General features: G+C 68.4%; 21 protein-coding genes and 1 tRNA gene. 6 read left to right on the top strand and 16 right to left on the bottom strand.

Translation table 11 applies throughout. The features are described from left to right. Window positions 1–9: 9 nt before the first annotated feature. A complete protein-coding gene (locus tag I3V78_RS19785) occupies window positions 10–1,047 on the bottom strand; it encodes an agmatinase family protein (protein WP_204490019.1) in 1,038 nt (345 codons plus the stop codon). Between the two features lie 105 nt (window positions 1,048–1,152). Here I3V78_RS19785 and dusA point away from each other — a divergent pair, with 105 nt between their 5' ends. Then, window positions 1,153–2,241: a tRNA dihydrouridine(20/20a) synthase DusA gene (gene dusA, locus I3V78_RS19790; RefSeq protein WP_204490020.1), complete on the top strand. Its 1,089-nt coding sequence runs from the start codon at window positions 1,153–1,155 to the stop codon at window positions 2,239–2,241. Between the two features lie 4 nt (window positions 2,242–2,245). Here the strand turns inward: dusA and I3V78_RS19795 are convergent, their stop codons facing one another. Then, the gene (locus I3V78_RS19795) at window positions 2,246–3,235 is read right to left on the bottom strand and encodes an NAD(P)H-quinone oxidoreductase (protein ID WP_204490021.1); all 990 of its coding nucleotides are present in this window, start codon (window positions 3,233–3,235) and stop codon (window positions 2,246–2,248) included. Between the two features lie 78 nt (window positions 3,236–3,313). On the opposite strand from I3V78_RS19795, the gene I3V78_RS19800 reads away from it, so the two are divergent. Together I3V78_RS19800 and I3V78_RS19805 are read left to right on the top strand one after the other, a co-directional pair. After that, a complete protein-coding gene (locus tag I3V78_RS19800; RefSeq protein WP_204490022.1) occupies window positions 3,314–3,529 on the top strand; it encodes a DNA gyrase inhibitor YacG in 216 nt (71 codons plus the stop codon). 129 nt (window positions 3,530–3,658) lie between these two features. After that, the gene (locus I3V78_RS19805; RefSeq protein WP_204490023.1) at window positions 3,659–4,717 is read left to right on the top strand and encodes a flippase-like domain-containing protein; all 1,059 of its coding nucleotides are present in this window, start codon (window positions 3,659–3,661) and stop codon (window positions 4,715–4,717) included. A 39-nt stretch (window positions 4,718–4,756) separates the two neighbouring features. Here I3V78_RS19805 and I3V78_RS19810 read toward each other — a convergent pair whose 3' ends face one another. Together I3V78_RS19810 and I3V78_RS19815 are read right to left on the bottom strand one after the other, a co-directional pair. Further along, window positions 4,757–4,918, bottom strand: coding sequence for a hypothetical protein (locus tag I3V78_RS19810; RefSeq protein WP_204490024.1), 162 nt, complete (start codon window positions 4,916–4,918; stop codon window positions 4,757–4,759). After that, complete coding sequence (locus tag I3V78_RS19815; protein WP_204490025.1) at window positions 4,915–5,157, bottom strand: ribbon-helix-helix domain-containing protein; 243 nt, start codon at window positions 5,155–5,157, stop codon at window positions 4,915–4,917. Before I3V78_RS19815 ends, I3V78_RS19810 begins: the two co-directional genes overlap by 4 nt. Window positions 5,158–5,493: 336 nt before the next feature. On the opposite strand from I3V78_RS19815, the gene I3V78_RS19820 reads away from it, so the two are divergent. After that, on the top strand, window positions 5,494–6,060 hold the full coding sequence (locus I3V78_RS19820) for a TMEM165/GDT1 family protein (protein WP_204490026.1): 567 nt from the start codon (window positions 5,494–5,496) through the stop codon (window positions 6,058–6,060). Window positions 6,061–6,087: 27 nt separating this feature from the next. Here the strand turns inward: I3V78_RS19820 and I3V78_RS19825 are convergent, their stop codons facing one another. Continuing rightward, on the bottom strand, window positions 6,088–9,333 hold the full coding sequence (locus I3V78_RS19825) for a fused MFS/spermidine synthase (RefSeq protein ID WP_239576496.1): 3,246 nt from the start codon (window positions 9,331–9,333) through the stop codon (window positions 6,088–6,090). A 107-nt stretch (window positions 9,334–9,440) separates the two neighbouring features. Between I3V78_RS19825 and I3V78_RS19830 the strand changes: the two genes are divergently transcribed. Next, on the top strand, window positions 9,441–10,316 hold the full coding sequence (locus tag I3V78_RS19830) for a bestrophin family protein (RefSeq protein ID WP_204490027.1): 876 nt from the start codon (window positions 9,441–9,443) through the stop codon (window positions 10,314–10,316). 1 nt (window position 10,317) lies between these two features. Here the strand turns inward: I3V78_RS19830 and I3V78_RS19835 are convergent, their stop codons facing one another. Beyond that, window positions 10,318–11,328, bottom strand: a complete 1,011-nt coding sequence (locus I3V78_RS19835) for a phosphatase domain-containing protein (RefSeq protein WP_204490028.1) — start codon at window positions 11,326–11,328, stop codon at window positions 10,318–10,320. Between the two features lie 91 nt (window positions 11,329–11,419). Continuing rightward, entirely contained in the window at window positions 11,420–14,914 is a 3,495-nt protein-coding gene (locus I3V78_RS19840) for a CARDB domain-containing protein (RefSeq protein ID WP_204490029.1), read from the bottom strand. Window positions 14,915–15,571: 657 nt separating this feature from the next. Between I3V78_RS19840 and cglD the strand changes: the two genes are divergently transcribed. Next, window positions 15,572–18,898 (top strand): adventurous gliding motility lipoprotein CglD, encoded by a 3,327-nt coding sequence (gene cglD, locus I3V78_RS19845; protein WP_204490030.1) that lies wholly within the window; start codon window positions 15,572–15,574, stop codon window positions 18,896–18,898. A 153-nt stretch (window positions 18,899–19,051) separates the two neighbouring features. On the opposite strand, the gene I3V78_RS19850 is transcribed toward cglD, so the two are convergent. From I3V78_RS19850 to I3V78_RS19890, 9 genes are all read right to left on the bottom strand, one after another. After that, window positions 19,052–19,125: transfer RNA gene (locus I3V78_RS19850), tRNA-Ile, on the bottom strand. 636 nt (window positions 19,126–19,761) lie between these two features. Further along, window positions 19,762–21,087 (bottom strand): TIGR02270 family protein, encoded by a 1,326-nt coding sequence (locus tag I3V78_RS19855; protein ID WP_204490031.1) that lies wholly within the window; start codon window positions 21,085–21,087, stop codon window positions 19,762–19,764. Window positions 21,088–21,091: 4 nt separating this feature from the next. Next, entirely contained in the window at window positions 21,092–21,616 is a 525-nt protein-coding gene (locus tag I3V78_RS19860) for a DUF6484 domain-containing protein (protein ID WP_204490032.1), read from the bottom strand. A 165-nt stretch (window positions 21,617–21,781) separates the two neighbouring features. Further along, window positions 21,782–22,597 (bottom strand): hypothetical protein, encoded by an 816-nt coding sequence (locus tag I3V78_RS19865; RefSeq protein ID WP_204490033.1) that lies wholly within the window; start codon window positions 22,595–22,597, stop codon window positions 21,782–21,784. A 12-nt stretch (window positions 22,598–22,609) separates the two neighbouring features. After that, a complete protein-coding gene (locus I3V78_RS19870; protein WP_239576497.1) occupies window positions 22,610–23,197 on the bottom strand; it encodes an imm11 family protein in 588 nt (195 codons plus the stop codon). Between the two features lie 10 nt (window positions 23,198–23,207). Then, window positions 23,208–23,996, bottom strand: a complete 789-nt coding sequence (locus I3V78_RS19875; RefSeq protein WP_204490034.1) for an AHH domain-containing protein — start codon at window positions 23,994–23,996, stop codon at window positions 23,208–23,210. After that, on the bottom strand, window positions 23,993–25,246 hold the full coding sequence (locus I3V78_RS19880) for a hypothetical protein (protein ID WP_204490035.1): 1,254 nt from the start codon (window positions 25,244–25,246) through the stop codon (window positions 23,993–23,995). The genes I3V78_RS19875 and I3V78_RS19880 overlap by 4 nt, the downstream gene beginning before the upstream one ends. A 15-nt stretch (window positions 25,247–25,261) precedes the next feature. Further along, window positions 25,262–25,726 carry a DUF4150 domain-containing protein gene (locus I3V78_RS19885; protein WP_204490036.1) on the bottom strand — a complete coding sequence of 155 codons (465 nt, stop codon included), beginning with the start codon at window positions 25,724–25,726 and terminating at the stop codon, window positions 25,262–25,264. A gap of 126 nt (window positions 25,727–25,852) precedes the next feature. Next, window positions 25,853–26,887, bottom strand: coding sequence for a DUF2169 family type VI secretion system accessory protein (locus I3V78_RS19890; protein WP_204490037.1), 1,035 nt, complete (start codon window positions 26,885–26,887; stop codon window positions 25,853–25,855). Window positions 26,888–26,913: the final 26 nt, after the last annotated feature.

The following is a 26,913-nucleotide window of genomic DNA, read 5'->3' on the forward strand; positions in this document are numbered from 1 at the left end:
CGGGGGCGGCTACGGCCGCTCGGACTTCAACATCCAGCCGATCATCTTGTAGAGCAGCCGGGCGCCGACGTTGCCATCCCACTCCCCGCCCTCGGGGTCCGGCGCCACCTCCGTGAGATCGAAGCCAACGATGGTGCGCCCCGAGCGCACCACCCCGGCCACGAGCGCCACGGCCTCGGGGAAGGACAGGCCGCCGGGAACGGGCGTGCCCGTGTGGGGGCAGAGCGTGGGATCCAGCCCGTCGATGTCGAAGGACAGGTACACGTGCTGGGGCAGGGGCTTGAGGATCTCGTCCACCTGGCGGTTCCACGGCACGCCATCGAAGCGCTGGCGCTGCAACTCCGAGTCGAACCAGGCGCGCACCCGGCCGCCCGAGTTCTCGATGTAGCGGTGCTCGTCCTCGCTCATGTCGCGGATGGCGACCTGCACGAGCGACGCCACGCCCGGCAGGCGCTCGGCGACGTTGTGCATGATGGAGGCGTGCGACCAGGTGAAGCCCTCGTAGGCGTCGCGCAGGTCGGCGTGCGCGTCCAGGTGGAGCACACCCAGGCCGGGGTACTTCTCCGCGTGGGCGCGGATGATGCCGTAGGAGATGGAGTGGTCTCCGCCCACGGCCGCCACGCGCTTGCCCTTGTCGAGCCATTCCTTCGCCGTCTGGTAGACGGCCTCGTGCAGCCGCGAGCACAGGCCGTTGACCTCCTCGGCGGCCGCGAGCAGTTCGGGCTGGGTGGGGTCGATGCCGCCGGCCTCCACGATGGGCACGGCGCGCTCCTTGGCGCGGGTGTTCCACTCGCGCCACTGCGCGGGCTCGGGCAGCATCGAGATGCCGCGCGTGTAGGGTCGGCCCGTCTCCACGTCGAAGAGGTCCACCTGGCGGCTGGCCTCCAAGACGGCCTGGGGCCCGTCCGAGGTGCCGCCGCCATAGCTGGTGGTGGCCTCGAAGGGCACGGGGATGAGGACGACGTGCGCCTCCTCGGGGGAGTGGGGGAGGCCGAAGATGCCGGAGCCGGGGGCCGCGGCGGCGCTGGGGTCGAAGGAGGCGGACATGATGGCGGCGGAGGATAAGGGCCTGCGCGGCCAGTGCAACGGGGGAGTGGGGGGGCGTTCTTCCCCGACTTGCATCGACGCCCTGACCCCTGGCATGGAGGTGGGATGAGCGCCCGTCCGTCCACGCCCGCCCTGTCGTGCCACCGCCTGTCCGTCGCGCCGATGATGGACTGGACCGACCGCAACGACCGCTTCTTCCTGCGCCTGCTGTCCAAGCACACGCGGCTGTACACGGAGATGGTGACGGTGGGGGCCATCCTCCACGGGGACAAGGCACGCCACCTGGACTTCTCCCGGGAAGAGCACCCGGTGGCGCTCCAACTGGGCGGCAGCGACCCGGCGCAGCTCGCCGAGTGCGTGCGCATCGCCGAGCAGTGGGGCTACGACGAGGTGAACCTGAACGTGGGTTGCCCCTCGGACCGGGTGCAGAACGGCATGTTCGGCGCGTGCCTGATGGCGAAGCCCGACCTGGTGGCCCGCTGCGTGGAGGCCATGCGCGGCGCCACGCGCCTGCCCGTCACCGTCAAGCACCGGCTGGGCATCGATGACCTGGACTCGTACGAGCTGCTCACCCAGTTCGTGCGCACGGTGAGCGGCGCGGGCTGTGACACCTTCATCGTGCACGCGCGCAAGGCCTTCCTCCAGGGCTTGAGCCCCAAGGAGAACCGGGAAGTGCCTCCGCTGCGCTACGAGTGGGTGCGCCAGCTCAAGGCGGACTTCCCGCACCTGACCGTGTCCCTCAACGGCGGCGTGAAGTCCCTGGCGGAGGCGCGCGCGCACCTGGAGTGGGCGGACGGGGTGATGATCGGCCGCGAGGCGTACCAGAACCCCTACATGCTCGCGCTGGCGGACACGCAGCTCTTCGGCGAGACGACCCGGCCGCCCACGCGGCGCGAGGTCGTCCTGGCGCTGGAGCCCTACATCGCGAGCCTGCTCGAGCGCGGCGAGTTCCTGTCGCGGGTGACGCGGCACATCCTCGGGCTCTTCGCGGGCCAGCCGGGGGCGCGGGGCTGGCGGCGGGTGCTCAGCGAGCGCGCCACGCGGCCGGGCGCGGGCCTGGAGGTGCTGCGCGACGCCCTCGCGCAGGTGCCCGAGCGGGTCCTCGACGAGCCCGCGACCGGGCCCGTGTCCGTGGCGGAGCCCGCCGTGCTGGCGCAGGACACGTCGCTGGGGACCCCGGAGCGCCGCGCTTAAGCCTTCAGTCCCAGCGCAGGACGAGCTTGCCCACCGAGTCGTTGCCCGCCATGCGGGTGAACGCGGCGCGCGCGTCCTTCATGGACGAGACGCCATCCACGACCGGGGTGAGCACCTGGCGGTCGAACAGGGGCAGGAGGCTGCGCTCGACGGCCTGGGTGAGCGCCATCTTCTCCTCGGGCGGGCGGCTGCGCAGCACGGTGCCGGTGAGGCGCAGGCGGCGGGTGAGGATCGTCCCCAGATCCGCCTGGGCCTGCCGTCCGGCCACCAGGCCCACGAGCAGCACCCGCCCCTGGAGCGCCATGGCCTGGAGGGTCTCGGGCAGGTAGTCGCCGCCCACCAGGTCCAGGGCGAGGTCCACCCCGCGGCCCCCGGTAGCCTCCTTCACGGCCTCGGCGAAGCGGGGCGGGGTGCCCTCGCACAGGAGCGTCTTCGCCACGCCCCACTCGGCGGCGCGCGCGAGCTTCGCGGCCTGCCGACCCGTGCCAATGACCTGGACCCCCATGGCGCGGCAGAGCTGCGCGGCCGCCGAGCCCACGCCGCTGGCCACGGCGTGGATGAGCACCGTCTCGCCCATGCGCAGGCCGCCCTGGAGCACGAGCGCATCGAAGGCGGTGAGGTAGGCCTCGGGCAGCGCGGCGGCCTGGACGAAGTCGAGCCCCCGGGGCATGTGCAGGGCCTCGCGCTCGTGGGTGACGAGCTGCTCGGAGAACGCGCCCCCGCCCACGAGCCCCATCACCCGATCCCCCACCTGGAAGCGGCGCACGAGCGGACCGACGGCGAGCACCTCGCCCGCGTACTCGAGCCCCGCCACGTCCGCGGGGGTGCCAGGAGGCGCGGGGTAGTGCCCCTGGATCTGCAGCAGGTCGGCGCGGTTGAGCGCGGTGGCATGCACGCGCACGAGCAGCTCCGAGGCCCCGGGCGTGGGCGCGGGACGCTCGGCGAGCTCGAGCACCTCGGGGCCACCGGGACGGGTGATGCGAAGAACCTGCATGGCGTCTCCTCTGTTGGACGGGGGGGCGGGACTGTAAACGCGCTGGCCCGGACCCGGCGCACGGCTTATGAGAGGAGCGTGTCCACGACTGTCCGAGAGTGCTCCATCTGCCGCAAGCCGGTCGCCCCCCGGGCCGAGAACCCGGCCTTCCCTTTCTGTTCCAAGCGCTGCCGCGCGGTCGATCTCGGCCGGTGGCTGGGGGAGGAGTACCGGATGCCGGACCGTCAGATGGACGAGCAGGAGGACGAGCTGCCCCAGGACGCGCACCCCGAGCGCACCGGCGGCGACGCCTGAGTCCTGGAATTCCCGGGGCTTGGAAGGTGGGCAACCAAACATCCCGCCGCTGAGCCGATCGCTCCCAGGGGCGGGTGTGAACCAGGGAACCACTGGAGTCCGTGCGAGGGGGGCGGTATACGGGTCCCCGTGAAACGCGCCGCCAAGCTCCTCGTCAGCCTGCTGATGACCGTCGTCTTCTCGTGGTGGGCCTTCCGGGAGACGGACTGGAACTCGCTGATGGCCAGCCTCCGGACGGCCAACTACCTGTGGGTGGTGCCGTACTTCGGCTTCCTGATGCTGGTGCACCTGGCGCGCACGCTGCGTTGGGGCTGCCTGCTGTCGGGCATGGAGCAGGTGCCGTTCCGCAAGCTCAACGAGGCCTCGGGCATCGGCTTCATGATGCTGCTGGTGCTGCCCTTCCGCCTGGGGGAGTTCGCCCGGCCGCTGCTCATCGCCCAGCGCAGCTCCATCCGCCGCAGCGCGGCGATGACGTCGGTGGTGCTCGAGCGCATCACGGACGGCATGTTCGTGGCGGCGCTGATGCGGGTGCTGCTCATGTTCGTGCCGGCCGAGGTGCCCGAGCTGCGCTTCGTGAAGCTGGGCGCCAACCTCATGTTCGCGGTGTTCGCCAGCGGGCTCGTCTTCCTGCTCTTCGCGCTCTGGCACCAGGACACGGCGGTGCGGCTGGTGCGCGCCACGGTGGGCCGGGTGGCGCCGCCGGTGGCGGACAAGATGGCGGACGTGGTGGACAGCTTCGTGGGCGCCATGCGCCAGCTGCCCAACCGGCGGCAGATGGCGGGCTTCTTCCTCTTCACGCTCATCTACTGGGGCGTCAACGGCGCGGGCGTGGCGGTGCTGTCCCGGGCGTTCGGCGAGTCCCTGAGCCTCACGCTCTTCCAGGCCTACGTCGTCAACTGCGTCCTGGTGGTGGGCGTGATGATTCCGGCGGCGCCCGGCATGGTGGGCACCTTCCAGGCGGCGGTGAAGGTGGGCCTGTCGCTCTTCCTGCCCGCCTCGGTGGTCAACGGCAGCGGTCTGGCCTACGCCAACGTGTTGTGGCTGTGCCAGACGGTGCAGCAGGTGGGCCTGGGCGTGCTGCTCATGTCCGCGGGGCACCTGTCCTTCCGCGATCTGGCGGGCCGCCTCAACAAGGTCCAGGCCCAGGAGCAGGACACGGCCGCCGCGGGGACGCTGCCCTCGGCGTGAGCGCGTGGCCCCCGGGAAGTCAGGGGGCCCGCTCGTCCCTCACAACTCCTCGTTGAGCCAGCGCACCAGGGTGTCGCGCAGGGACGCGGGACGCTCGGTCGGGGTGCGCGTGCCCATCAGGCGATCCCACTCCAGGGAGGGGGCCAGCTTGTCGCGCGACGGCGCGGGGTGCCGCGCCGACTGGGTCAACGACGTCCTCACGACTCGCCCCCGGCATCGGGCGGCCGCACGTACTTGGTGAGCAGATCCTCCACGGCTTCGCGGAGGTACTCGCTCTGATGGATCCGCGTGCGGCGGGCGAGCTCACGCAACTTGTGGACCTGCTCGATGGGGACGAGCACGTGGGTGGAAACCACGGACTCCGTGGCGTCGGAGCCGTTCGAGTCGGTCGAGGCCGGGGTGGCCTCGGGGCTCATCGGGCTGGCGCTGGCATCCTGCATCGGGACTACCTCCTCGGGACTGCTACAGGCCACTACCGGCCTGTGGGCGGCATTAGGGGGGCAGGCAGGGGAGCCGTCAAAAAAAACCCCTCTCCGGCGTGTGGGCTTGACGCACGTGGAGACGGGCTGTTACGTGCCGGGGCTGCAAGGGGAGTAGTTCGCGCCGGGAGCAAGCGGCGCCGGAGCGCTCGACACACTGGCCCGTGAGGGCCCGGGCCTCCATCTCGCGAGCGCGAGACGAACGAGACCTTCGGACAGGGTTCAACCTGGCCGAGGTCCGTCGTGCGCGCCCCCCGCGCTCCACCGCCTCGGCCCCGTGTGATGCGAGGTGTCGTGATGGAAGCGATCGTCGGTTCATTCCTGCTGGTGGCCCTCGGTGAGATGGGGGACAAGACCCAACTGCTGGCCTTCTCGCTGGCGTCGCGCTACCGCAAGCCGTGGGGGGTGCTGCTGGGCATCCTCGTGGCCACGCTGGTCAACCACGCGCTGGCGGCGAGCGTGGGAGGCCTGGTGTCGCAGCTCGTGCCGCCGCGCCTCCTGGCGGCCATCCTCGCGGCGCTGTTCATCGGCTTTGGCCTGTGGACGCTCAAGCCCGACACCCTCGACGAGGACACGCGGCCCTCGCGCTTCGGGCCCTTCGTCACCACCACCGTCCTCTTCTTCCTGGCGGAGATGGGAGACAAGACCCAGCTGGCCACGGTGGTGCTGGCGGCGCGCTACCAGTCGGTGGGGCTCGTGACGGTGGGCACCACGCTCGGGATGATGGCCGCCAATGTCCCCGCGGTCTTCCTCGGGGACAAGCTGGCGGCCAAGGTCCAGATGAAGTGGATCCGCTGGTCGGCCGCGTCCATCTTCTTCATCTTCGGCGCGTTGTCGATCGGGGCCGCGGTGCGCGGCGGGTAGGGCGGCGGACGGCCCCCCCGTCCCGGTTCACGGCTCGTTCCCCTCCGCTTCGGCGGGCTCCTCCGTGGGCGTGCCCTTGTCCTGAACGGGGGCGCGCGGGCCGCCGGGCGAGGGCGCGGTGAGCCCCTCCATCAAGGACGGGGGCTCCTCGGCGAGGAAGGCCGCGAGCTCCTCCAGGGCCCGCTCCTCGAGCGGATCGTGGTTCTCCACGTAGCAGCGGGCCCGCTGGGTGAGGAAGGACTGGCTCCAGGTGGGCCAGGGCTCGTACGCGTGGAACGCCTCGGCGCACCGTTGGGAGAACCCCAGGGCCTGCGCCAGGGCGAGGCGGCCCTCGCGGCGGAAGCTCTCCAGGCGGTGGTTGGACAGGGGTCGGGCGAGCAGTCCCCAGAGCCGTTCGCCTCGGGCGGGATCCCTCGTCGCGAGGTCGCCGAGGACACGAAAGGCGTCCTGGGCGCTGTCGTCGGCGTTCCAGGGGTCGCGCTGGAGCCGCGTGAGAGCGCGGGCGAGCGCCTCGGCGGCCTCCGCGGGCTGCCGCTGGCCCCAGAGCAGGCGAACGCGCAGCAGCTCGGCGTCGAGGGGCAGGACGCTCGCGAGCCGCTCCACCACGGGCGGCGCGGCCTCGTCGTCCAGTTGGGTCAGCATCCGGGCCACGATCTGCAACTCCATGGGGCCCTGGGGCTGCCAGCCGCCCTGGCGCCAGAGCTCCCGGGCGCGCGCGTACTGCTTGCCGTCATAGGCCGTGAGGAAGGCCTGCCGTTGGCGCAAGCCCTCCAGGTTCACGTCGCCTCGGCGCGCGGTGGGCCATTGATCCCGCTGCCACAGCCGCAACTCCTCCACGCGCTGCCAGTTCACCGTGCCTCGCGCCACCTCCGGGCGCTCCGCGTTCAACTGGATTCCCGCCTGATGCAGGGTCGCGGTGTTGAAGCCCGTCTTCGTGCGGCCCACGCTCCGGGCGAAGGCGAACTCCACGAAGGACAGGTCGTCCGTGTTGAGGAGCGCCTCCTGTCCCTCGGCCAGCGTCCGGGACAACCCCGCGCCCGCGACGTAGTGGGCGAGCACCCCCTCCAACTCGTCCGTGCTCCAGATCTGGGGCAGGGCCCGACGGTAGGGCTCCTGGGTGAGCCGGGCCCGCATCCGCTCCAGGTCATGACGCATGGGCTCCACCGTGGCCATCAGCACCACGTCTCCCCGCATGGTCTGCCAGGTCTCCACGGCGCCGAACTGCGTGGCGAGCGTGGCGTAGACACTGCGCACCGTGCGCGCGTCCACCTCGTAGGCCTGCACCCACTGCAGGAAGACGCCCCCCGGCGCGAGCCGCTGTCGCACCGCTTGATAGAACTCCTGGGAGAAGAGGCTGGAGATGCCGGCCCGGTAGGGATTGGACGGCTCGGAGAAGATGATGTCGTACGTCTTCTTGGAGGCGAGCAGCACCTCGCGGGCGTCATCGAAGATGACGTGGACCTTGGGGTTGTCGAGCACGCGCTCGTTGATGTCCGCGCACTGGCGCGCCACCTCGACGATCGCCGGTTCGATCTCCACCACGTCCACGCGCTCCATCTCCGGCACCGCGCCGAGCCAGCCCGCCGTGCTGCCCGTGCCCAACCCGATGACCATCGCGTTGCGCGGGGCGGGGTGGGCCAGCGCGCCAATGAGGCCGCCCATCACCTGGGTACCCGCGTCCCCGATGCTGTTGCCGTCCGACTTGCCGTTGACGATGAACGACACGCCGTCGTCGACCTTGGCCGCGACGCTGCTCTCCACCCCGTCCACCTCCCAGGCGATCCACCGGTTGGCCCGCGAGCGCCACTCCTGCAAGGCGTTGGTGGTCCGCCCCTGGATCGCCGACCGGCCGGCCCCCACGCCATTGTGACGCCAGGCGGCCGTGGGACCCGTTTGCACGAGGAGCAGCACGGTGAGCGCGGACGCGAGGAGCACGGGCAGCAAGCGCGCGGGGCCCACGCGCTCCTGGCGCCAGGACAGGCCCAGCGCCCCCAGTCCGAGGACCACGAGCAGGCCGCCCACCAGCCGCCACACGCCGGGGGCGGACAGCAGGGGCAGCAGGCCGAAGCCTCCCGCGAGCGAGCCCACGATGGAGCCCACGGTGTTCCACGCATAGGCCAGACCCACCTGGCGGCCCACCTGCTCGTTGCCACGGCCCAGCAGCGCCAGGAGCAGGGGAAACTGCACGCCGGACACGAAGGCGGCGGGGAAGACCACCAGCCCCGCGATGGCCGCCCACCCCAGCACGAGCCCTCCGAAGCCGAGCATGGACATCGACCGCGTGATCAACGCGAGCACCGCCACCCGATCCCCCAGGGCCAGCGGAACGGCGAGCAGCAGGGCCTCCACGACACACGTGAGGGCGAAGCCGCGCAGGGTGGCGGGCCGTGACTGGCCCCAGGCCGCGTAGGCGGCACCGCCCAGGCCGATGCCCGCGAGCGCCACCACCAGGATGAGCCCGAAGGTGAAGGTGGAGCCGCCCAGCAGCGGGCTCAGCATCCGGTACCAGACCATCTCCATCAGGAAGAAGGCGAAGCCCACCAGCAGCGCCGAGGCGAGGACGAAGCGGGCGGGCGCCCGGGCGGTGACGGCCGTGGGCTCGGCCGTGGGCTCGGCCGTGGGCTCGGGAGTCGGGGCGGACACGGGCTGATCCGGCAGCCCCCGGGCCACGCCCTGGGCCACCAGGGCCACCACCACGTTGAGCAGGCTCGCCAGCCACAGCGTGGAGCGGGTGCCGAACACCTCGAAGAGGAAGAAGGTGGACGCGGTGGCGCCCGCCACGGCGCCCAGGGTGTTGAGCCCATAGAGCACCGCGAGCGCCCGGCGCCGCACGTCATCGGGGCTCTCCGCCGCGCGGGCCGCCGCGGGCAGGGTGCCGCCCATCAGCAGCGTGGGCACCGCGAGCACCAGCGCCGAGAGGACCAGGCGCATCACCGTGCCCACGCCGGTCCCCAGCGACACCGTTCCGCCCAGGGCGACATAGATGGCGCGCACCCCCCACACCAGCAAGGGCGTCACCGCCGCGCTCAGGGAGATGAGCAGCTCCAGGTTCGCGTAGAAGGCGAGCGGCCGCTTGTCCCGGTCCACACGGGCGCCGAACAGGATGCCACCCAACCCCAGGCCGCCCATGAAGATGGCCAGGACCGCCGCGGACGCCGCCGTGGACGCGCCGAAGATGAGCCGGAGTTCTCGCTGCCAGGCCGTCTGATACACCAGGGCGCAGAACCCCGAGCCGAACAACAAGGGAGCGATCTTCCAGACGCGTGCGTTCATGAAATCCAGGCCTGGGTGCGAGGAGGGGGAAGAGCGCCAGGCGGCTCCGGATTGAATCAGTCGTTCCCTCGCGGTGCCACCTTCTTCGATGCTAGGTAGCGCCCGGCATGGTTGACTACGATCCCCACCGCTGGTGGCCCTACCTCCACCGCCTCCGTGGCTCGATGATCCGCGAGATCATCTACCGGGTCCTCGCCTGTGTCGTCTGGGCCGCGGGCGTCACGTTCTTCCACCTGCGCGTGCGCCCGGTGGACGTCCCCGTCACGGTCCACTCGCTGGCCGGCATCTCGTTGAGCCTGCTGCTCGTCTTTCGCACCAACTCCTCCTATGACCGCTTCTGGGAGGGGCGCAAGCTCTGGGGAGGCATCGTCAACGAGACGCGCAACCTGGCGCGCGCCTCGGGCATCTTCCTCAAGGACCGCCCGGATCTCTATCGCGCGCTCGTGCACTGGACCGCGGTCTTCCCGTACGTGTCCGCCGCGGTGCTGCGGCGCACGATGTTCCTGGGCCCCGCGGCCGACGCGCTCCCCGCCGAGCAGGTGGCCGAGGTGCGCGCGGCCCAGCACGTGCCGCTCGCCGTGGCCCGGAAGATGAGCGCCGTGCTCGACGAGGGCCGGCGCCAGGGGCTCTACACCGAGTACGTGCAGATGCAGCTCGACCACAACGTCCAGCTGCTCGTGGACTACCTCGGCGGGTGTGAGCGCATCCACAAGACGCCCATGCCTTTCGCCTACATGCTGCACCTGCGCCGGGCGCTGCTGCTCTACTGCTTCTCGCTGCCCTTCGCGCTGGTGGACTCGTTCGGCTGGATGACGGTGTTCGCCACCTTCGTCGTCACCTACGTCTTCTTCGGCATCGAGGAGATCGGCGTGGAGATCGAGGACCCGTTCGGCAGCGACGACAACGATCTGCCCCTGGACCGGATCTGCGACACCATCCGGGGCAACCTGCTGGCGCTGCCGCCGGAGCGTCCGAATGCCTGAGTCAGGGCACGTCGCGCGCCTGGGCCGGCGCCTGGGGGGGCGTCGGGGTGGGGAAGCGCTCCGACACGCATGCGCTCCGGGCGACCCCCTGGCTCGCGGCATGCCCGGCGGCGAGGCCCGGGTCCTTGAACAGCATCATGCCCTGGAAGCGCGCGGCGTTCTCGCTGTGGCCCGCGTCGCGGATGTAGATGGCGCGCACGCGTCCCGGGAACTCGTCGCGGATCTGCGCGTAGACCTCGGGATCCTTCTCGCCCGAGTCCCCCACGAGGACCACCGGGTGGGGGAAGCGCTGGAGCAGGGCGCGGATGAGGGGCTGCTTGTAGTGGGACAGCGTCCCCGGTCCCATGTCCCGCAGGTAGAGACCGAAGCCCGGCGGGAAGCCATGGCGGGAGAGGAAGGCGCTCACGCGCGGGGCGAACTGCACGGGCGAGCCGCTCACCAGCGCGAACGCGGGCGCGGGCGCCGCCTCAGGACCCAGACAGCCATAGAAGCCCGCCATGCCGGTGACCACCGGCTGGGTGTCCGCGTCGCGCAAGAGCGCGTTGCTCACCAGCTTGCCCGGCTGGGTCACCTCGGAGATGGCCAGGGTGTCATCGAAGTCCGAGACCACGAGGAAGGGCGCCGCGTCCGGGATGATCTCCACCCGGGACTGGGCGGTGGCCTCGGAGACGCGGGCGAGGACCTCGTGGCTGCCCGCCGGGAAGGGTTTGTCCGAGGGGGCCGCCAGGGTGACCTGGAAGTTGCCATCGTGGCCGCTGGTGACCTGGGCGCTCATCCCCTGGAAGGACAGCTCCACCCGCGCCCCCTCCACGTTGGTCGTGGCCAGCCGGCGCAGGTTGCGGCTCAGCGCCGTGCTGCCGTGCGGCGTCTCGGAGAGGACCCGGCCCTGGAGGGTGACGCTGTCGGGACGGCCGAGCGTCGGAAAGAGCAGCACGGAGGGCGCGCTCCAGGCGGCGGGAGCGGCCAGCGCGAGCAGGAGCGGGACGAGACGGGGCGAGCGCGAACGGGACATGCGGCCCAGGATATGCCGGAGCCCGGGGCACGAAAAAGGCCGCCCCCCCACGCGGGAGGAGCGGCCCGGAGTCAGCCACGCGCGGGGCGGACTACCAGTTGTTGCCCCCACCGTTGGTGATGGCGAAGCCGCCGCCGCTCTGGTTGACGACCTTGCCGCTGGGGGCGTTGTTCACCGTCACGTTGGTGAAGGTGGCGCCGCCCCTGGCCGAGGACAGGACCTCGACGCCGTAGGTCGTGGGGTTGCTGATGGTGATGTTCTGGAAGGCGGTGTTGGTGAACACGCCCCCGTTGTTGCTCTGGATGCTGATGCCCTGGTACGTCGGATCGATGATGTCGACGTTCTTGATGGTGATGCCGTTGGTCGGGTTCATGTCGGCGCGCAGCCAGATGGAACCGAACTTCTGGCCACCCCAGTAGGTGCCACCGGTGCGCACGAGCGTCAGGCCGTCGACCGTGGCGGACTCCATGGGGAAGGGCTGGAACTCGGAGCTCACGGTGAGGCCCGGGTAGGTCAGCGTGTCGTAGGCGATGCTGTTCTCGATCCGGTTGTTGCGGCCGCCGTAGATGGCGAAGCCCGCGGCGCGCCAGACGATCTGCGCGGTGCAGTTGCGGATGACGTTGTTGACGTTCGGCTGGGGGTACAAATCCGTGGCCGACCAGATGGCGAACGCGTCATCGCCCGTGTTGCGCGCGTGGTTGTTCTCCACCACGCCATCCTTGTTGCCATTGCACAGGTTGATCGCGTCGGCGCCCGTGTTGCGGAAGCGCGAGTTGCGGATGATGAGGTTGGTGGACTCGTTGAACCCGCCGACCCAGTAGCCGCACTGCACGTGCTCGACCCACATGTTCTCGATGAGGGTGTTGCGGTGGGCCGAGTTCACCCACGCCTTGCCGCCCTGGGTGCGCAGACCGTCCGTGCTGCCAAAGATGGCGAAGTCCCGGAACGTGGTGTTGTCACCCGTGATGTTGAAGCCCGTCTGGCCCCAGCCCGCGTCCTCGTTCAAGGCGCCGCAGAGGATGCGGCTGTGCCACAGGCCCGCGCCCTGGATGGTGATGCCCTTCACCTGGTACTTGTTGGTCTGGTTGAAGACGCCGGGCGGGATGTAGACGCCCTTGAAGCGGCCGGCCTGGGCGGCCATGATCGCCTGGTTGATGGCGTTGTCGTCGGAGAGGCCATCGTTGGGGATGGCGGGCTCCCAGCCGTTGCCCGCCTGGGTGATGTCGACGAAGCCCTCGGGCTTGGCGATGGGCGCCGCCACGAGCTCCAGGTCCACGAGATCGATGGCGTAGTAGGCCGCCGTGTCGCCCGCGTCCTTCTGCAGGCGGACCGTGGCGCCCGCGGGGATGGTGGTGCTCAAGAGCTTGCTGGCCTCGTCGTAGATGCGGCGCGGCTTGCCCCCCGAGGGGCTGTTGCTCTGCGTGTCGTCACCGCCGTAGATCCACGCCTCCTTGGAGGAGAGCGTCAGCGTGGTGAGCTTGCTGCCATTGACATACAGGCTCAGCGTGGCCTGGATGCCGCCGCCGCCCGGCGCGTCCGGGATGCTGTTGCGCACGACGATGGCGTTGGACGCCGCCGTGGTGGTCCACTGCACGTAGTGGCCCGTCGAGCTGAGCACGACCGCCTTGCGGCCCGAGGCCTCGCCCGCGATGGTGCCGAGATCACGGCTGGGACCCTGCACCTGGGCGTTGGTGGTGCCGACCTCGGCCTCGTACTCGATCCACGGCACGTTCGCGCCCCGGCCCACGTAGAGGCTGGAGGACAGGGTGTTGTTGCTCTCCACCGACTCGGAGATGGCGTTGGCGGGGTCCACCGTGGCCACCAGCGTGTGGTTGCCATTGCTGGCCGTCCAGGAGCCGTTGAGGACGACGGCGGCGGTGGCGCCCGCGCCGAGCGCGCTGGAGGAGACGCCCGTCAGGGTGGTGGTCCCGTCGACGACGAGCCGCACCGTGACGGAGCTGCCCGTGGCGTCCAGGCCCTGGTTGGCGATGGCGACCGTGTACTTGACGGCGGCGCCCGCCGCGGGCGTGGAGGGGGTGGGGGAGATGGACTGGACGACCAGGTCCGGTCCGGGCGTCTGGGAGACGGTGAGGTCCTTGGTGAAACTGTTGTTGCCCTCACTGAACTCGGGAATGGTGTTGTCCGGATCCACGACGGCGGTGATGGGGAAGGTGCCGTGGGCGGTGGACCAGGCGGCGCTGGCCGTCAGGGTGGCGCTCGAGCCGGCCGCGATGGACGCGGAGCCCGTCGCGGTGGCGACCTCCTGTCCATTCACGCGGAAGGAGACCTTGTGCGTGGCGGCGGGGCTGGCCGCGGTGCCGTTGTTCTTGACGACGGCCCGGAAGGTGATGGCGTCCCCGGCGCGCGGCGGCGAGTTCGCGGCGGTCCACTGGATGTCGGTCACGCCGAGGTCGGCCTTCTTGGCGGCCGTGGCGCCCACGGTGATGTAGTCCAGGTTGACGTTGCCCACGTCCCCCGTGTCGTACTGGTAGGCGAGCGTGTTGCCGCCCGCGTTGAGGAAGAACGTCTCGGTCCGCGTGGCCCAGGTGTCCCAGTTGCCCGTGGTGGGCAGGGCGGTCTGCACGGCGCGCGTGCCGTTCACGTAGACGGAGAGGTTGGAGTCCGCGAAGCCATTGCTGTAGCGCAGGCCCACGTCGTACCAGCCCGCGCTGGGGGCCGAGACGCTGAAGCGGGTGCTCGCGCCCGTGAACCAGTAGCCCTCCACGAAACCCGAGCCGCTGTAGCCCGTGTGGTTGGTGGTCGTCGCGGCGCTGCCGCCCAGGGTGGCCGCCTCCGCCTCGTACTTCGTGCCGCCCGTGCTCGCCGTGTAGTTGGCGGTGAGCGTCGTGGCGGCGGCCGTCGTCTTGTAGGTGGTGCTCGCCGAGGAGACGTTGCCGAAGTTGGCCGCGATCCCGCCCGACCAGGAGCTGAACACCTGCCCGGCCGGCGGCGTGTTGGCGGTGATGTTCACCGTGGTGTCCGCCGCGTACGTGCCGCCGCCCGAGCCGTTGTTGACGGTCAGGGCATAGGTGGCCGTGCCACCGCTCGGCGAGCCGAGGACCTGGAACTCCGCGATCTGCGCGCCCGAGGAGCCGCTGTTGGACGCGAACTGGAGCCGCACCTCGCTCACCGTCGCGCTCACGGGGATGGTGACCTGGTTGCCCGTGGCGGGGTTGAACGTGTAGGTGGCCGCGGCCACCAGGGTGGAGAAGGCGCTGGTGCTCGTGTTGTGGCCCAGCACCGTGAGGCCCTGGGTGCGCGTGCCCCAGAGGCTGTCCGGGTTGAGTTGCAGCACGATGGCGCTGATCGTGTGGTTGGCGCCGAGGTTCACCGTGAGGAGGTTGGGATAGGCGTTGGGCGCGCCTTCCCAGTAGGTGCCCCGGTTGCCGTCGTTCGCGTTGGTGGCGACGTAGGTCTGCATGTAGCCGGACGTGGTGATGGGCTTGCCCAGCGCCACGTTCTGATCCGCGCGCCGCTGGAGCGCCCCGGGCTCCTCGGCGGCGGGCTGCCACGAGGGATCACCGCAGGCGGAGAGGAAGGTCTGCAGGCCCAGGAGCGCCAGGGCACCTCTCGCCCGACTTCCCATTCGAATCGTTCCGCTCTTCAATGTTGTCTCCTTTTGGGGTGGAGCGGCCCATCCGAAGTCCGCGTGCCCCGGGTTGCGCACAATGCCCAGACATGGCGAGGCCCTGGCTCGCGGATGGTGCGAGCCCGGCGACTTCAACCGTCTTCTGATGCTGCGCGGATGTTTGTCATAAAACCGCTAATCCCGTCAAGGAGCGAATTTCATGTTCTTCCAGTCTTGATGAAGATTGACGCCAGGCGTCTCGCGCGGAGCCCGTCGCAGCCGCCGCGACTGTTGACCAGCGCACGCTGTGAGTGTGGGCCAGATGCCCACATTCCAACGAATCCAGGGGACGTACATGGCTCGCGGAAATGGGAGGCGGATGGAATCTTTGCAGAGCGGCTAAACACTCGGCCCAGGGTCGCGTGCTCGCCCTCACCGTGAGAGCGGATTTTGTGTCTGGTGGTTGGATGGAAAGGGCGCGGGGAGCGGGCTTGCGTGGGGGCGCCCGCCCGCGCCGCGACACCCCTCGTCGGGCGTTCCTGATAGAGAGGGGCCCTCCCTCCACTCGGGTGCTGACGGGTGCGCGCGAGGCGTTCTATCCTGACGGGGTTGGTTGTCCCCGTCGAAGCTGTCACCCCCGTTTGGTTTTCTCCTGTCATGAGTCCAATGTCTTTCATGAGAGCTTCTTCCCGATTCGTCCTGGCCGCCCTGGTCATGACCACGCTGGTGACCGGGTGTGGTGATGATCCGGTCGTCAATCCTCCCATCGAGAACCCCGAACAGGACGGTGGTGGCACCCAGACCGATGGCGGCTCGACGGAGCCTGTCCCGGACGCGGGACCCGTGGAGCCTCCGACGTTCGAGGATCCCTTCGGGCCGCCTCCCGGACCGCGCAATCCCACCAATGCCAAGATTGATACGGATTGTGATGGTTTGTCGGACGCCGAGGAGTTCGGCAACATCTACACCGGCAACAAGAAGACGGACCCGGACAAGTGGGACACGGACGGCGATGGCATCCGGGACGGCGTCGAGGCGGGTCGCACCTCCACGCTCAACACGCTGGCCCAGTGCGCCGAGCTGTTCATGGCGGACATGGATCCCTCCACCCGGACCAACCCGACCAATCCCGACACGGACGGAGATGGTCTGCGCGACGGTCTGGAGGACACCAACCACAATGGCAGACTGGATCCGGGCGAGACGGATCCGGCCAACCTCGACACGGACGGGGATGGCCTCTCGGATGGCGACGAGGACGTCAACAAGAATGGCCGCGTGGACCCGGGCGAGACGGATCCGCGGCTGCGTGACACGGATGGGGATGGCCTGTCTGACTTCACGGAAGTGAATATCACCCGGACCAATCCCACCAAGGCCGACTCGGACGGGGACTCCTGCGCGGACGGCGCGGAGGATCTCAACGGCAATGGCATCAAGGATCCGGGCGAGACGGATCCCAACGATCCCACGGACTGTGGCGCGGGCTCCTTCCCCGACTCGGACAAGGACGGCGTGCCGGACTACATCGAGGAGGCCACGGGCACGGACAAGAACAACCCGGACACGGACGGGGACGGCCTGAACGACGGGCTGGAGGATCGCAACCGCAACGGCATCGTGGACACGGGCGAGACGGATCCGCGCAAGAAGGACTCGGACTGCGACGGCCTGGTGGACGGGCCGAGCCTGGGCGGCTTCCGGGGTGAGGACCTCAACGCCAATGGCGTGAAGGACAGCACCGAGACGGATCCCTCCAAGCGTGACACGGATGGCGACGGCCTGCTGGACGGCGTGGAGCTGGGCATTCCCGCGACGTCGGCGCCCGACTCGTCCTGTGGCTACCCGGGGGATCAGGATCCCTCCACCAAGACGGACCCGCTCAAGCCCGACACGGACGGTGACGGCATCGCCGACGGCGCCGAGGACTCCAACCAGAACGGCCGCAAGGATCCGGGCGAGCTCGATCCGCTCGACCGCACGGACGGCGCGGGCTCGACCCCCGCGGGTCAGGCCTGCTCGGCGACCAACCTGCGGCAGATCACCTTCAAGGAGGACGGCAGCGCGGACATCCGGCTGGCGCTGCGCAACTCCTTCCAGGAGGTGCGGCAGATCACCGTGGGCGGCTCGAGCAAGGGCTACATCGGCTACGACGACACGAACAAGGTGACCTTCATCGCCTACAAGCGCGGCAAGGCGGGCTCGTCCACCACCGTGGCGGGCGACGAGGCCTACGTGCGCGGGCAGTTCTACCCCTCGGTGACGGCGGGCACGCTGCAGACCTTCACCACGTGGGACGGGCACCCGGCGCTCCAGGCCTTCTATGATTTCGCTCAGGGCAGCGGCACGCCCATCAACCTGCGCGACTACACCAACTCGGTGGCCAACACGCTCGTGGGCTCGGGCGCGGGCACGCTCACGGGCGGCACGGGCTCGGCGGAGAACTACAAGCTGCAGGCGCAGTACGTGCACCGCTCGGACGCGAGCGTGCTGGTGGTGATCGCCATCACGCCCCAGTCGCGCTTCGTGGAGCCGGGCCTGTTCGTGATGAACGACACGGCGGGCGGCACGGCGCTGGCCCAGTTCGGCGACGCGGACGCGGTGCAGTGCGAGACCTTCACCACGGGCAACGGCATGGCCGACTTCCTCTTCGTGGTGGATGACAGCGGCTCCATGGCCACCTCCCAGAACGCGCTGGGTGAGGCCGCCACGGCCGTGGCCAACCGGCTGGGCAACTCGCAGCTCGACTGGCGCATCGCCATGGTGAGCACGTCCTATACCCAGACGGGCTACGGCCTGCCCACCGCGGGCGTCTTCCGCGGCTTCACCCGGGACATCCAGCGCTTCAAGTGGTGGCTGCAGCAGTCCTCGTCCTGCACGGGCCCCTCGACGGACTGCTGGATTGGCGTGAGCGGCTCCAGTGATGAGAAGACCCTGGAGAGCGCACGTGCCGCGGTGGACTACATGACCAACGCCAGCTCGCCCGCGGACAAGAAGTTCCGCCCCGGCGCCCGGCTGATCGTCATCGTCCTGACCGACGTGCGTGACACGGGCGACGTCCGGCCCGTCAGCACGTACATCGACTACTTCAAGGGCGCCAACCCCACGGGCGCGCTCATCCAGATGCACGGCATCATCTGCGACTCCATCGACGGCGGTGAGTGCTACCCGGGCGAGCCCATCAACGACCTGCGGCACAAGGAGGTCATCCAGGCCACCGGCGGCATCACGGGCAGCATCCGCAACACCGCGTCCATCCAGAGCACCATCGGCAGCATCATGGACAGCGCGATCGCCTCCTCGGGCTACCGCACGCTCAAGCCGCCCATCGGTGCCTCGGTGCGCGTGGCCATGCAGGCGGTGCAGGACGGAGCCTTGTGCAACAAGAACGACCTGCCGCGCAGCCGCGTCAACGGCTTCGACGTGGACGGCATCAGCCAGGCCCTGGCCTTCTACGGCGCCTGCCGTCCGGCCACGGCGGGGAGCACCACGGCGGCCATCTCCTACCGCTACTGGAGCGACCTGACGGGCAACAAGGATGGCAACCCGCCGCCCTGCTCGACGGACACGGCCTACTTCGACTCGTCCGAGGCGGACTTCTGCCGCGGCAAGCTCGCCTGCAACCGGCAGACGAACCGGTGCGAGTGCGCGGCGGACTGCGGCGGCAACGCGCCTCCGGGCAAGGTGTGCAACAGCAGCCGCGAGGTGTGTGACTTCACCTGCGGCGCGGAGTGCGGTGGGGCGTGCGGCAGCTTCCAGGCGTGCAACGCGGCCACGTGCACCTGCCAGTGCGTGGCGTCCGCCACGTGCGCGCCGGGCTTCCGGTTCGACGCGGCGGCGTGCGGCTGCGTCTGCGACACGGCGGCGCTCAACTGCGGCGCCGCCTACCGGCCCGATGCGGCCTCGTGCGCCTGCATCTGCCAGCCCAACTGCGGCAACTCGTGCGGCGAGGGCTATGCGTGCAACTCGAGCACGTGCGCCTGCGAGCCGAAGCTGAACTGAGGTCCCTCACCCGGCGCGCCGGGTGAGGCCAGGGCCGGATGTCGCCGGGAGACCGGCGGTGTCCGGCCCTGTTCGTTTGGAGCGGGGAGGGGAGGGGAGGGCGCCCGCGGAAAAAAGAAAACCCCGGAGTCACTCGAGAGTGACTCCGGGGCATGGCCAGGGTCGGACTTGAACCGACTACCTGCGGATTATGAGACCGCCGCTCTAACCAGGTGAGCTACCTGGCCATCAGGGTGCAACGCACTTCCAGCGCCTTCTACCGTCCCTCCTCCGGATGCGCAACTTCGTACTGCCTGGAGAACTTCGAGGCCCCGCTGGCCGGGACGATGCGACTGTGGACGCACCTACGTGGAAAAGCAGGGCGCCACCGTGTGGGTCCTCGAGAAGCAGGTCCACGGGCGGCTCTATACCACAAGGCTTTCGGCGGGCAATGAGAAGGATGCTCTCGCCGAACAGTCCCTCTTCCGAAGGGACCCAGCCGCCTCGTGGCCCGTGCCCAGGAGGCCAAGGCCGCCGAAGAGACCACACCGGGCACGCGCCGGTCCTACTTGGACCTTCCCTCCGTGGAGAGGTTCCCCGGCTACCTGAAGAGCCAGGGCCGTAACGAGTGGCACCGACAAAAACGTCCTCCACTGCCTCGCGCAGGGAGCCGAGGTGCCCTACGGGAAGGACGCGCGGCAGCTCGGTCTCCAGGACCTCAAGCAGGCACTCACCGGCTGGCTCGACCTGGGGGCGGTAGACGTCCCAGCCAAGCGGCATCGAATCGCGGCCCTCAAGGTGTTCTGCGCCTGCGATGGTTCTCCTGCTTGTCGCCGCTGCACTACCTGAGGGGTGGGAGAGCCACAAAACACGGGCTGGCTCAGCTAACCTCGAAGCCCTTCCGCGAACGGCCGGCTGAACGATGAGGTCGGCGTCGCGCGAGTCGCCTTCAGCGCGGCGGACTGGTGCGACACGAACGTACGCGTCGGTACCTGCGTCGCACCTCGGCTGCGCAATGACAACTCCAGTGCCAGTGCATGGCGGCGCCGCATGGGCGCGCTGGCGAGCGCGTTAAGCAGGGCTTGGGGGGTGAATGGCTGACCCGCGAGGTAGCGCTGCTTCGCGTCCAACCGCTGGCGCTCCTGTTTCCACCACGCCGCCACACTCTCGGGCCGAGGTTGAGGCAGTGAGTCCTCGGGCTTCGGCGTGAGGTCTTCGTCGAGATTCTCCTCCTCCAGGGAAGGAAGCGCCTCGTTTTCCTGCTCGCGCGGAGCCTCATACTCCTTTGCGATGCGCAGCCCGGTGATGGCGCTGAATGCCTCGCCCGCGAGCGCCGCGACAGGCTTGTTCCACATCAGCTTCATGCAGGCATCGGCGGCGGCCACTCGACCCGAGAAGCCAAGAGCCCACAGGGCATGTGGCCGAAGTGACTCGTCGGAGAGGAGTTCCAGCAGCCGATTCACCTCCCGCTCGTCCCCGCTCATCCCGAGGAGCAGTAGAGGCAGCCCGTCTCCGAGCTCGCGAGACTCAGCGGCGGACTGACAGGCAACCCAGCTTCCTCGCTGTCCCGACATCAACCCTGCGAGGAGGGCTGCATTCCGGAGTGCGGGATTGGCCGAGTCCAGCGCTCGTTGGAGCATGGTAGGCTCCAGCGGCAGCTGGGCGCGACTGGTGGCTCGCAGGGCGGCAGCGGCCACCTGGGGCTCCCGATGCGTGAGGAACGGCATGCACAGCGGCGCCGTGGCCAGCCGGTGCACGCCCACCGTCTCGAGCACCAAGGCCAGCAGCTCGGGAGCGGCGTCTTCCCTCTTCAGGAGATCCGGCAAGTCCGCGGGAATGCTGCGCGAGGGCACCAGCTCGAGTGCACGCTGGAGCGCGGCGAGTGCGGGAGGTTCGGCCCCGAGCAACGCGGACAGCACGGCGGCAGGTCCGGAGGGCCCCTCTGCCTGGAGCAGCGCGAGGGCAGCCGGGACGATGCGCTCGGGCTCGTCGGCAAGCGCGGGCACCAGCAGATACTTCGCCACGGGCCCACCGCCCAGCACCAGACCGTCTACATGCGCAGCCATATGCTCTTCCAGCTCCGCCACTTCCCCCAACGTGAAGTCGGGGGCGTCGAGCGCTTTCTCCCACTGACTCCAACGGAAGGCCGCCTCGTCGAGGTGCTCCTCGTAGATATCCCAGTGCAGTGACTTCCCGGTGAGCTCGGCCATGGCCTCAGTTGATCTCCACCGAGCCACCCTTGATGCGGTGAGTGCCCGTGGCTCGGGACTCCAGATAGGTCCCCTTCACGATGACCTTGCCATTGCGACGCAGGGTGATGCTGGCCTCACCACACTTGAGAACGATTTCGTCCTGGCCCTCGATGACCACGCGCTTGCCGTCTACATGGGCTTCCATGGGCTGCGGGGTTGCTGCCTCGAGCGAGTTCTCCAGCAGGGCGTCCAGCAGTGGTGTGGAACTCGGCTCCTGGATGAGACCCATGATGAAGGGCAGGCCTGGATTCCCATTCTCGAAGAGGAGAACCACCTTCTGTCTCCGGGCCACGGCTTCCTGGAGCCCCCGGTCATCCAGCGCAAGTGCCAGACGCGCGGGAACGGGGCCTGAGGCATTGCCCGGGAAGTCGACGAGCGGCGCACCGGAGGCATCGAGCCCGGAAAGGTGGCCGGCGCGACTGCCCAGGATGGGTTCTTGGGCTGGAGGGCCGAGTAGGGTCGGCTTACTATCGGAATGCATGCTCATGTAAGGACCTCTGAATCGAGTGGCTTGGGAAGCGCGTCTTGTCACCCTCGGGTTTGAAAGAGAGTACCGCGCCGGGACCATGCGGTGCGAACTGGCTACGCGGGTGAGTCATCACCCCACGGTGTGCTTCACCCTGGACGCTCCTGCTTCGAGGCGTCCACTTGCCTAATCTATCGATCCAGGCGTCATCCATGCCGATGGCGGCGGAGCGGGTCGGCCGGCCGGGACTCGCGCCAGGGAGGGAAGGGTGGGATACTCGCGCCGGGTGTCCATTCCCCGCAGCTCCGCCAGCCGGAGCATCGCCAGGCCCATCATGAACACGGCCCCCTCAGTCTTCCTTAGCTCGTCATTGGGGCCAGAATCTCGGGATAGCTTCTGGAAACTCAGCAAGCGTGCATCGACGGTGGCCTGAAGGGCCTCATCGAAGGCGCGGGCGTGCCGGTGAAGCAGGGCACGGCAGGCATCAAGATAGGTATCAGCGCCTCCCTCCAGAACTGCCTCCCAGCGCGCCAGCAGGGCGGGCATGTCGGCCGAATCCGCTCCCCGTGCCGCCAAGAGGGCTTGGTGGAGGAAATGGTGCAGGAGGAAGTCGTCTTCGTATTCGAAGGCCGGGTCATGGCGGCTCGCTGCCAGCCGGGCAATACCCATGGCGAGGTCAGGCTGTCCAGCCGCGAGGGCGTCGATGAATGAGAACTCCTGGGTCGCGCAGAGGAAGCGAGGCTCGGCGCCATGGCCTCCCGCGACGAGTTGCAGGAAGTGGAGGCGAGCGTGCGCGGAGTGGCACAGGTGGGCGGCGAAACGGTCTGGCCTCGCGTCCACCAGCAATGCGCAGAACGCGAGCCGACGGTGGCACGTCGCGGCCACCACATAAGCCTGTCCGGAGCGCTCCAGGGCATCTTGCCGCTGGATGGCGCGCACCGACTCTTCGAGCCCGAAAAGGGAATCGTCGCGGACGGTTTCCAATACGCTTGAGGAGGACATGCGCTCAGGGGCTCAGTAGATGGCGCATTCCTCGCCCATGGCGATGTACCGGATGCCCGTGAGATTCTCGGCATCGAGCAGGGCACGCAGGTCGTCACGGATGAGGATGGCCGGGGCCATGGTCTTCAGCCGGAACATCTTCGCCTCGGGAGGAATTCGGTCCTGGAGCACCTGGAGCCGGAAGAGTCCCGAGAGCAGGGTGGAGTCTGGATGCAGCTCTTCGACCTCGCTGTGCTCCTTGTCGACGCAGTCCACGTGGTCGAGCACGTTGGCGATGAAGTAGTCCTTCGCGGCGACACGGCCCTTGTGGTTGGCGATGGAGACCGGCAGGAATTCGATGCGGGCCCCGGAATGCTGGTCCAGCAGGCCCTTGAGCTTGCTGGAGATGATGGCGATGCGCTCGGTGTTGCTCACCAGGTCCGGTACAACCAGTCCCTTGTGGCCGCTGTCCATCTTCAGTACCACGTCGGACGGGTAGCGGTGTTCCATTGGCATCCCCTTGCTGATGCGCCACTTCTTGGGTTTCAGGGACTCGGGCACCTCGTCGACCAGGCAGTGCTTCGGATCGTTGCTCGTGGAGAAGATGGAGAAGGAGGGCATGGGGGTTCACCTACCGGATGACCACTAGATTGGCCAATTCATCGAGATCGGCTCCCGGACTCTTGATCCCTGCCTCGCGGATCTGTTTGCGGAGCCGACCCGAGAGGGCATGTAGTTGTTCCCCAAACTTGCCCAACGTCTGCTCATTGATCTGCGGATGACCGGCCTTGTCTTCGTCCGCAGCTTCGTTGAGGCAGTCCCTGATGGCGATCATTCGGTTGCGGACCTCCATACTGTAGGTGCGGTGGTAGCAAGGATGTTTGAGGAGTTGGAATAGTTTGGCATGCCGGGCGCTGGTGGGCAGGATGATGATGTTGATGCCCTTGTTGACGTTGTACTTCGCCTGCTGAAGCAGTATGCGTTTAGATAAGTCGAGCACCTTGCTCAACGCGTCATCCACAGGAATGAGGTGGTGCGCGTTGTTGCGCCATGGCCACCATCCACTGGCGACGAAGTTGATGTGGCCATAGGGACCGTCTCCCATGTACCAAGCGTTCGCCTTCTTGCTGGGGTCTCGCCACGCCTGTTTGAAGGCGGTGGTGAAGATGTCGTCGAAGCGCCTGCGGGCGTCGCTGCCTTCCTGGTGAATGGGGAGGTTGTACCAGTTCACCTCGTCACAGTTCTTCTGGTAGTTGAAGCCGTTCTCCCTGTAGTTGTGTCCCGTGAACGCGCACTTCCACTTCTTGTTCTCCTTCTTGTATACGCACTTTGTGACGCAGCCGTTGTCCTCACCATGGACATGGGACTCGTGCGTCGTGAGCGCTTCGAAGTGCTCGTTCTTCTTCTTTGTCTTGCTCATGATTGCCTTCCATGAGGGGCTGTGGCTCCCGCTTCGTCCTCGCGCCAAGGGATGTCCCGGATCAGGAACGCGCCTCGGGGTAGCTCGTCGTCGAGCAACGACACCAGGATGCTGGGGCTCCTGGCGTACCTCCGCATGAAGCCTCTCACGCCCATGCAGATGGCCACGGCTCCCGTGGCCGCTCCAATCTCCCCGAAGTGCTCGGGCACGTACCAACGCCGCGAAGACGCGGGGAGCCCGGCCTCCTGGAGGCGAACCAAAGTGTATCCGTACTCGCGGGACCGGAGCTCATCACCATTGAGGTTGACAATGGAAAGATCTACCTCTTCCGTCTGCCTCGCCTCCTCGGGGAAGCACGCGGTGATGGCCTTGAAGAGGGCCGCGCCCGTGAGGGGACTGCCGGAGAAACGGTGCCCAGCCTCCACTGTGGATGCGACGGGACCGAGCAGCGCTTCGACACGGGCGCCCCGTGCGCGAGCGGAGTCCAGCCGCTCCAGGAGCACGAAGGCCGCGGCCTCACCCGGGAAGCGGCCCACGGGCCGGTTGAGCGTGCGGAGCAGGCCCATCTCGTATGCCTGGGTGAGCGTCTCCCCATCCACCCAGGAGTCGATGCCGCCGACGATGCATCGCTCGAGCGCCCGACTTCGCAGCGCCTCCACCGCCCGGGCAAGCACCTGGGTGAAGGTAGCGGCCCCGCCGAAGGCATAGACCTGCGTTCTCGGCGCGAGTGGTAGCTGATTCAGCGCCAGCAACTCAGGGAGGAACCGGCGCATGAGCTGCTCCCGCTTCTCGTTGCGCTCGGTGTCGAACCCCCGGTGGATGCGCTCGTACTCCTCCGCTGGCAACTGGTCTAGTAGGCTTTCCTGGAGGTGGACCTCTTCCAACCAAGTGCCGGGGAGCTGAAGGTGGATGCCTGTCTGCGCGAAGGCCGGCCGCTCCAGGCCGGAATGCTCCATCAGGTCACGCAGCGCCGCGTCACCCAATCGCAGCAAACGGGCGAAACCTTCGAAGCCGAGGGTGAGCGAGGAGACCTCCTGCCCCTTCAGTGGGACGGCCTCCAACGTGTCTTCATCCGTTTCCTGGATATCGAACTCCCGCCAGCGCGTGAGTCCCGCGCGCGCGGAGGCACAACTCGAGGTTACGTCCGAGCCAATAGCGGACACCATGCCCAGGCCGGTGATGGCGATGGTGTTTGCAGGAACGGCGGAGCCCCGGGAGCGTGTCGGGGTGCTGGAAGCGCCGGTGCTCATATTCGTGTGGAATGGCTAGAGGTGCTTCTTGCACACGCCGCAGGTGGGCTCCTCGTCGCTGCCGCCGTTGGCGATGACGGGCCCCTGAATGACGGGGAAGGGGGGCGTGTTCTTGTCGTTGTGGAGCATCAGATCCATGGCGCGCGCCACGTTCTTCCCTTCGAACTTCACGTCAAAGGAGAAGTTGACGAACTCGGCCTTGCCCTTGGTTTTGCTGGAGGCCACGCCGCCGCCCGCAGTCCCCGCCTCGTCGCCGGTACTCGTCTTGAAGTTGGAATCCTTCACGCATACCGGGTTGCCACCCACGGACACCTTCTTGGTTCCCTGAGCGGTGTCCGAGGACTGGGCGATATTGGGGTACGGAATGGGCACCGGCCCGGCGGGGCTCGGCGTCTTGCACACGTCCGGGAAAGCCGAGGTGACGCCGCCACTGTCCTTCGTTACCACGGACATCTTGTTCACACCGGTATTGACGGGCATCGCGTCTACCTCCAGTGAGGGCAGTCTACACTCGCAGCGCGACGAGGCGCGAACATCTGCGGCTTGGTTGTCGGAGGTGCGGTGATGTGGGTGTGAGGTTTTGGAAGCCAGGCGACCCACTGTTCTTCAGGCCTTCTTCGGCGGAGAGACCCCTTCGGCGGTGACCTTCAGCCCGCGCACGTCGTGCATGCCCTCGCCGAGTATCACGTGCCCGCGCCACATCAGCAGAACCTGCTCCGCGTCCGGGTCGAGGATGACGGTGTCCAGGCGCATCTCAGGCATCGAGTCCTCTCCACCGGCCAACTCCACGGTGACGACCGGGGCCGCTTGCCGGGGAAGCAGGAAGGAGAGCAGACCTTTGGGTGAGGCACCCACGATGATGACGGGCTCATCGCCCTTTAGGTAGCCGGGAGCGACGAGCCCCGGCGCGGCGGAGTTGAAGAAGCGCCGGTCGAAGTCCTTGGGCAGCAGCGGTTTGCGCGTCTTGTTCCACGCCTCATCATAGGTGCCCGCGTACTTCGCGCGTGGCTGCCAGTGCGGTGAGGTGAAGCCAAAGCCCACGGGTGTCACCTTCTGTCCGAACTCACGCAACGGCTCCGCCGGGTCCTCCAAGTTGGGCAGCTTCAGACCGTCCTCGAAGTGGCGCGGGCTGGCGCGGAAGCCCGTGCCCACAGGGTTTCGCGGCTCGAAAGCTGGCTTCGCCGCATCCGTTCGGTCCCAACCGCCAAAGGTGCGTTCCCACGTGAGGGGCAGCTTGTTGAAAGGCAGGGGCTTCGTCGCGGCGATGTGGCCCATGCTCCGGAACCACGTCCGCTCGCCCACGACATGCACGGCCTTCTTCAGCGGGCCGACCTGCAGCGCCACCAGTGACTCGGTGGCGCCCTTTTGTGGTGGGTACGCGTGGCCGATGAGCACCACGTCCGTGGCGGGCTTGATGAATGCGGTTCCCGGTTCGTACTTGTCGCTGGATTCACCTGGCTTGCCCCAGGACTCGCCGCTCCACTTCACCGGCGCCTGCTCCTCCGAGAGTTTCAGCCCGGAGTCGCCAACGGAGTAGGTGGCTTTCACCACGAGCAACAGCAGTGGACGCCCATCCTCATCGGCGAGGCCCATCATGTCGAAAGCGAATGGCGTCTCGTTATCAAGGGTGGGATGTCCCATGGCATGCCCATCTCCGCTAGGGCTGA

The sequence above is a fragment of the Archangium primigenium genome (assembly GCF_016904885.1).
GTDB classification, from domain to species: Bacteria; Myxococcota; Myxococcia; order Myxococcales; family Myxococcaceae; genus Cystobacter; species Cystobacter primigenius.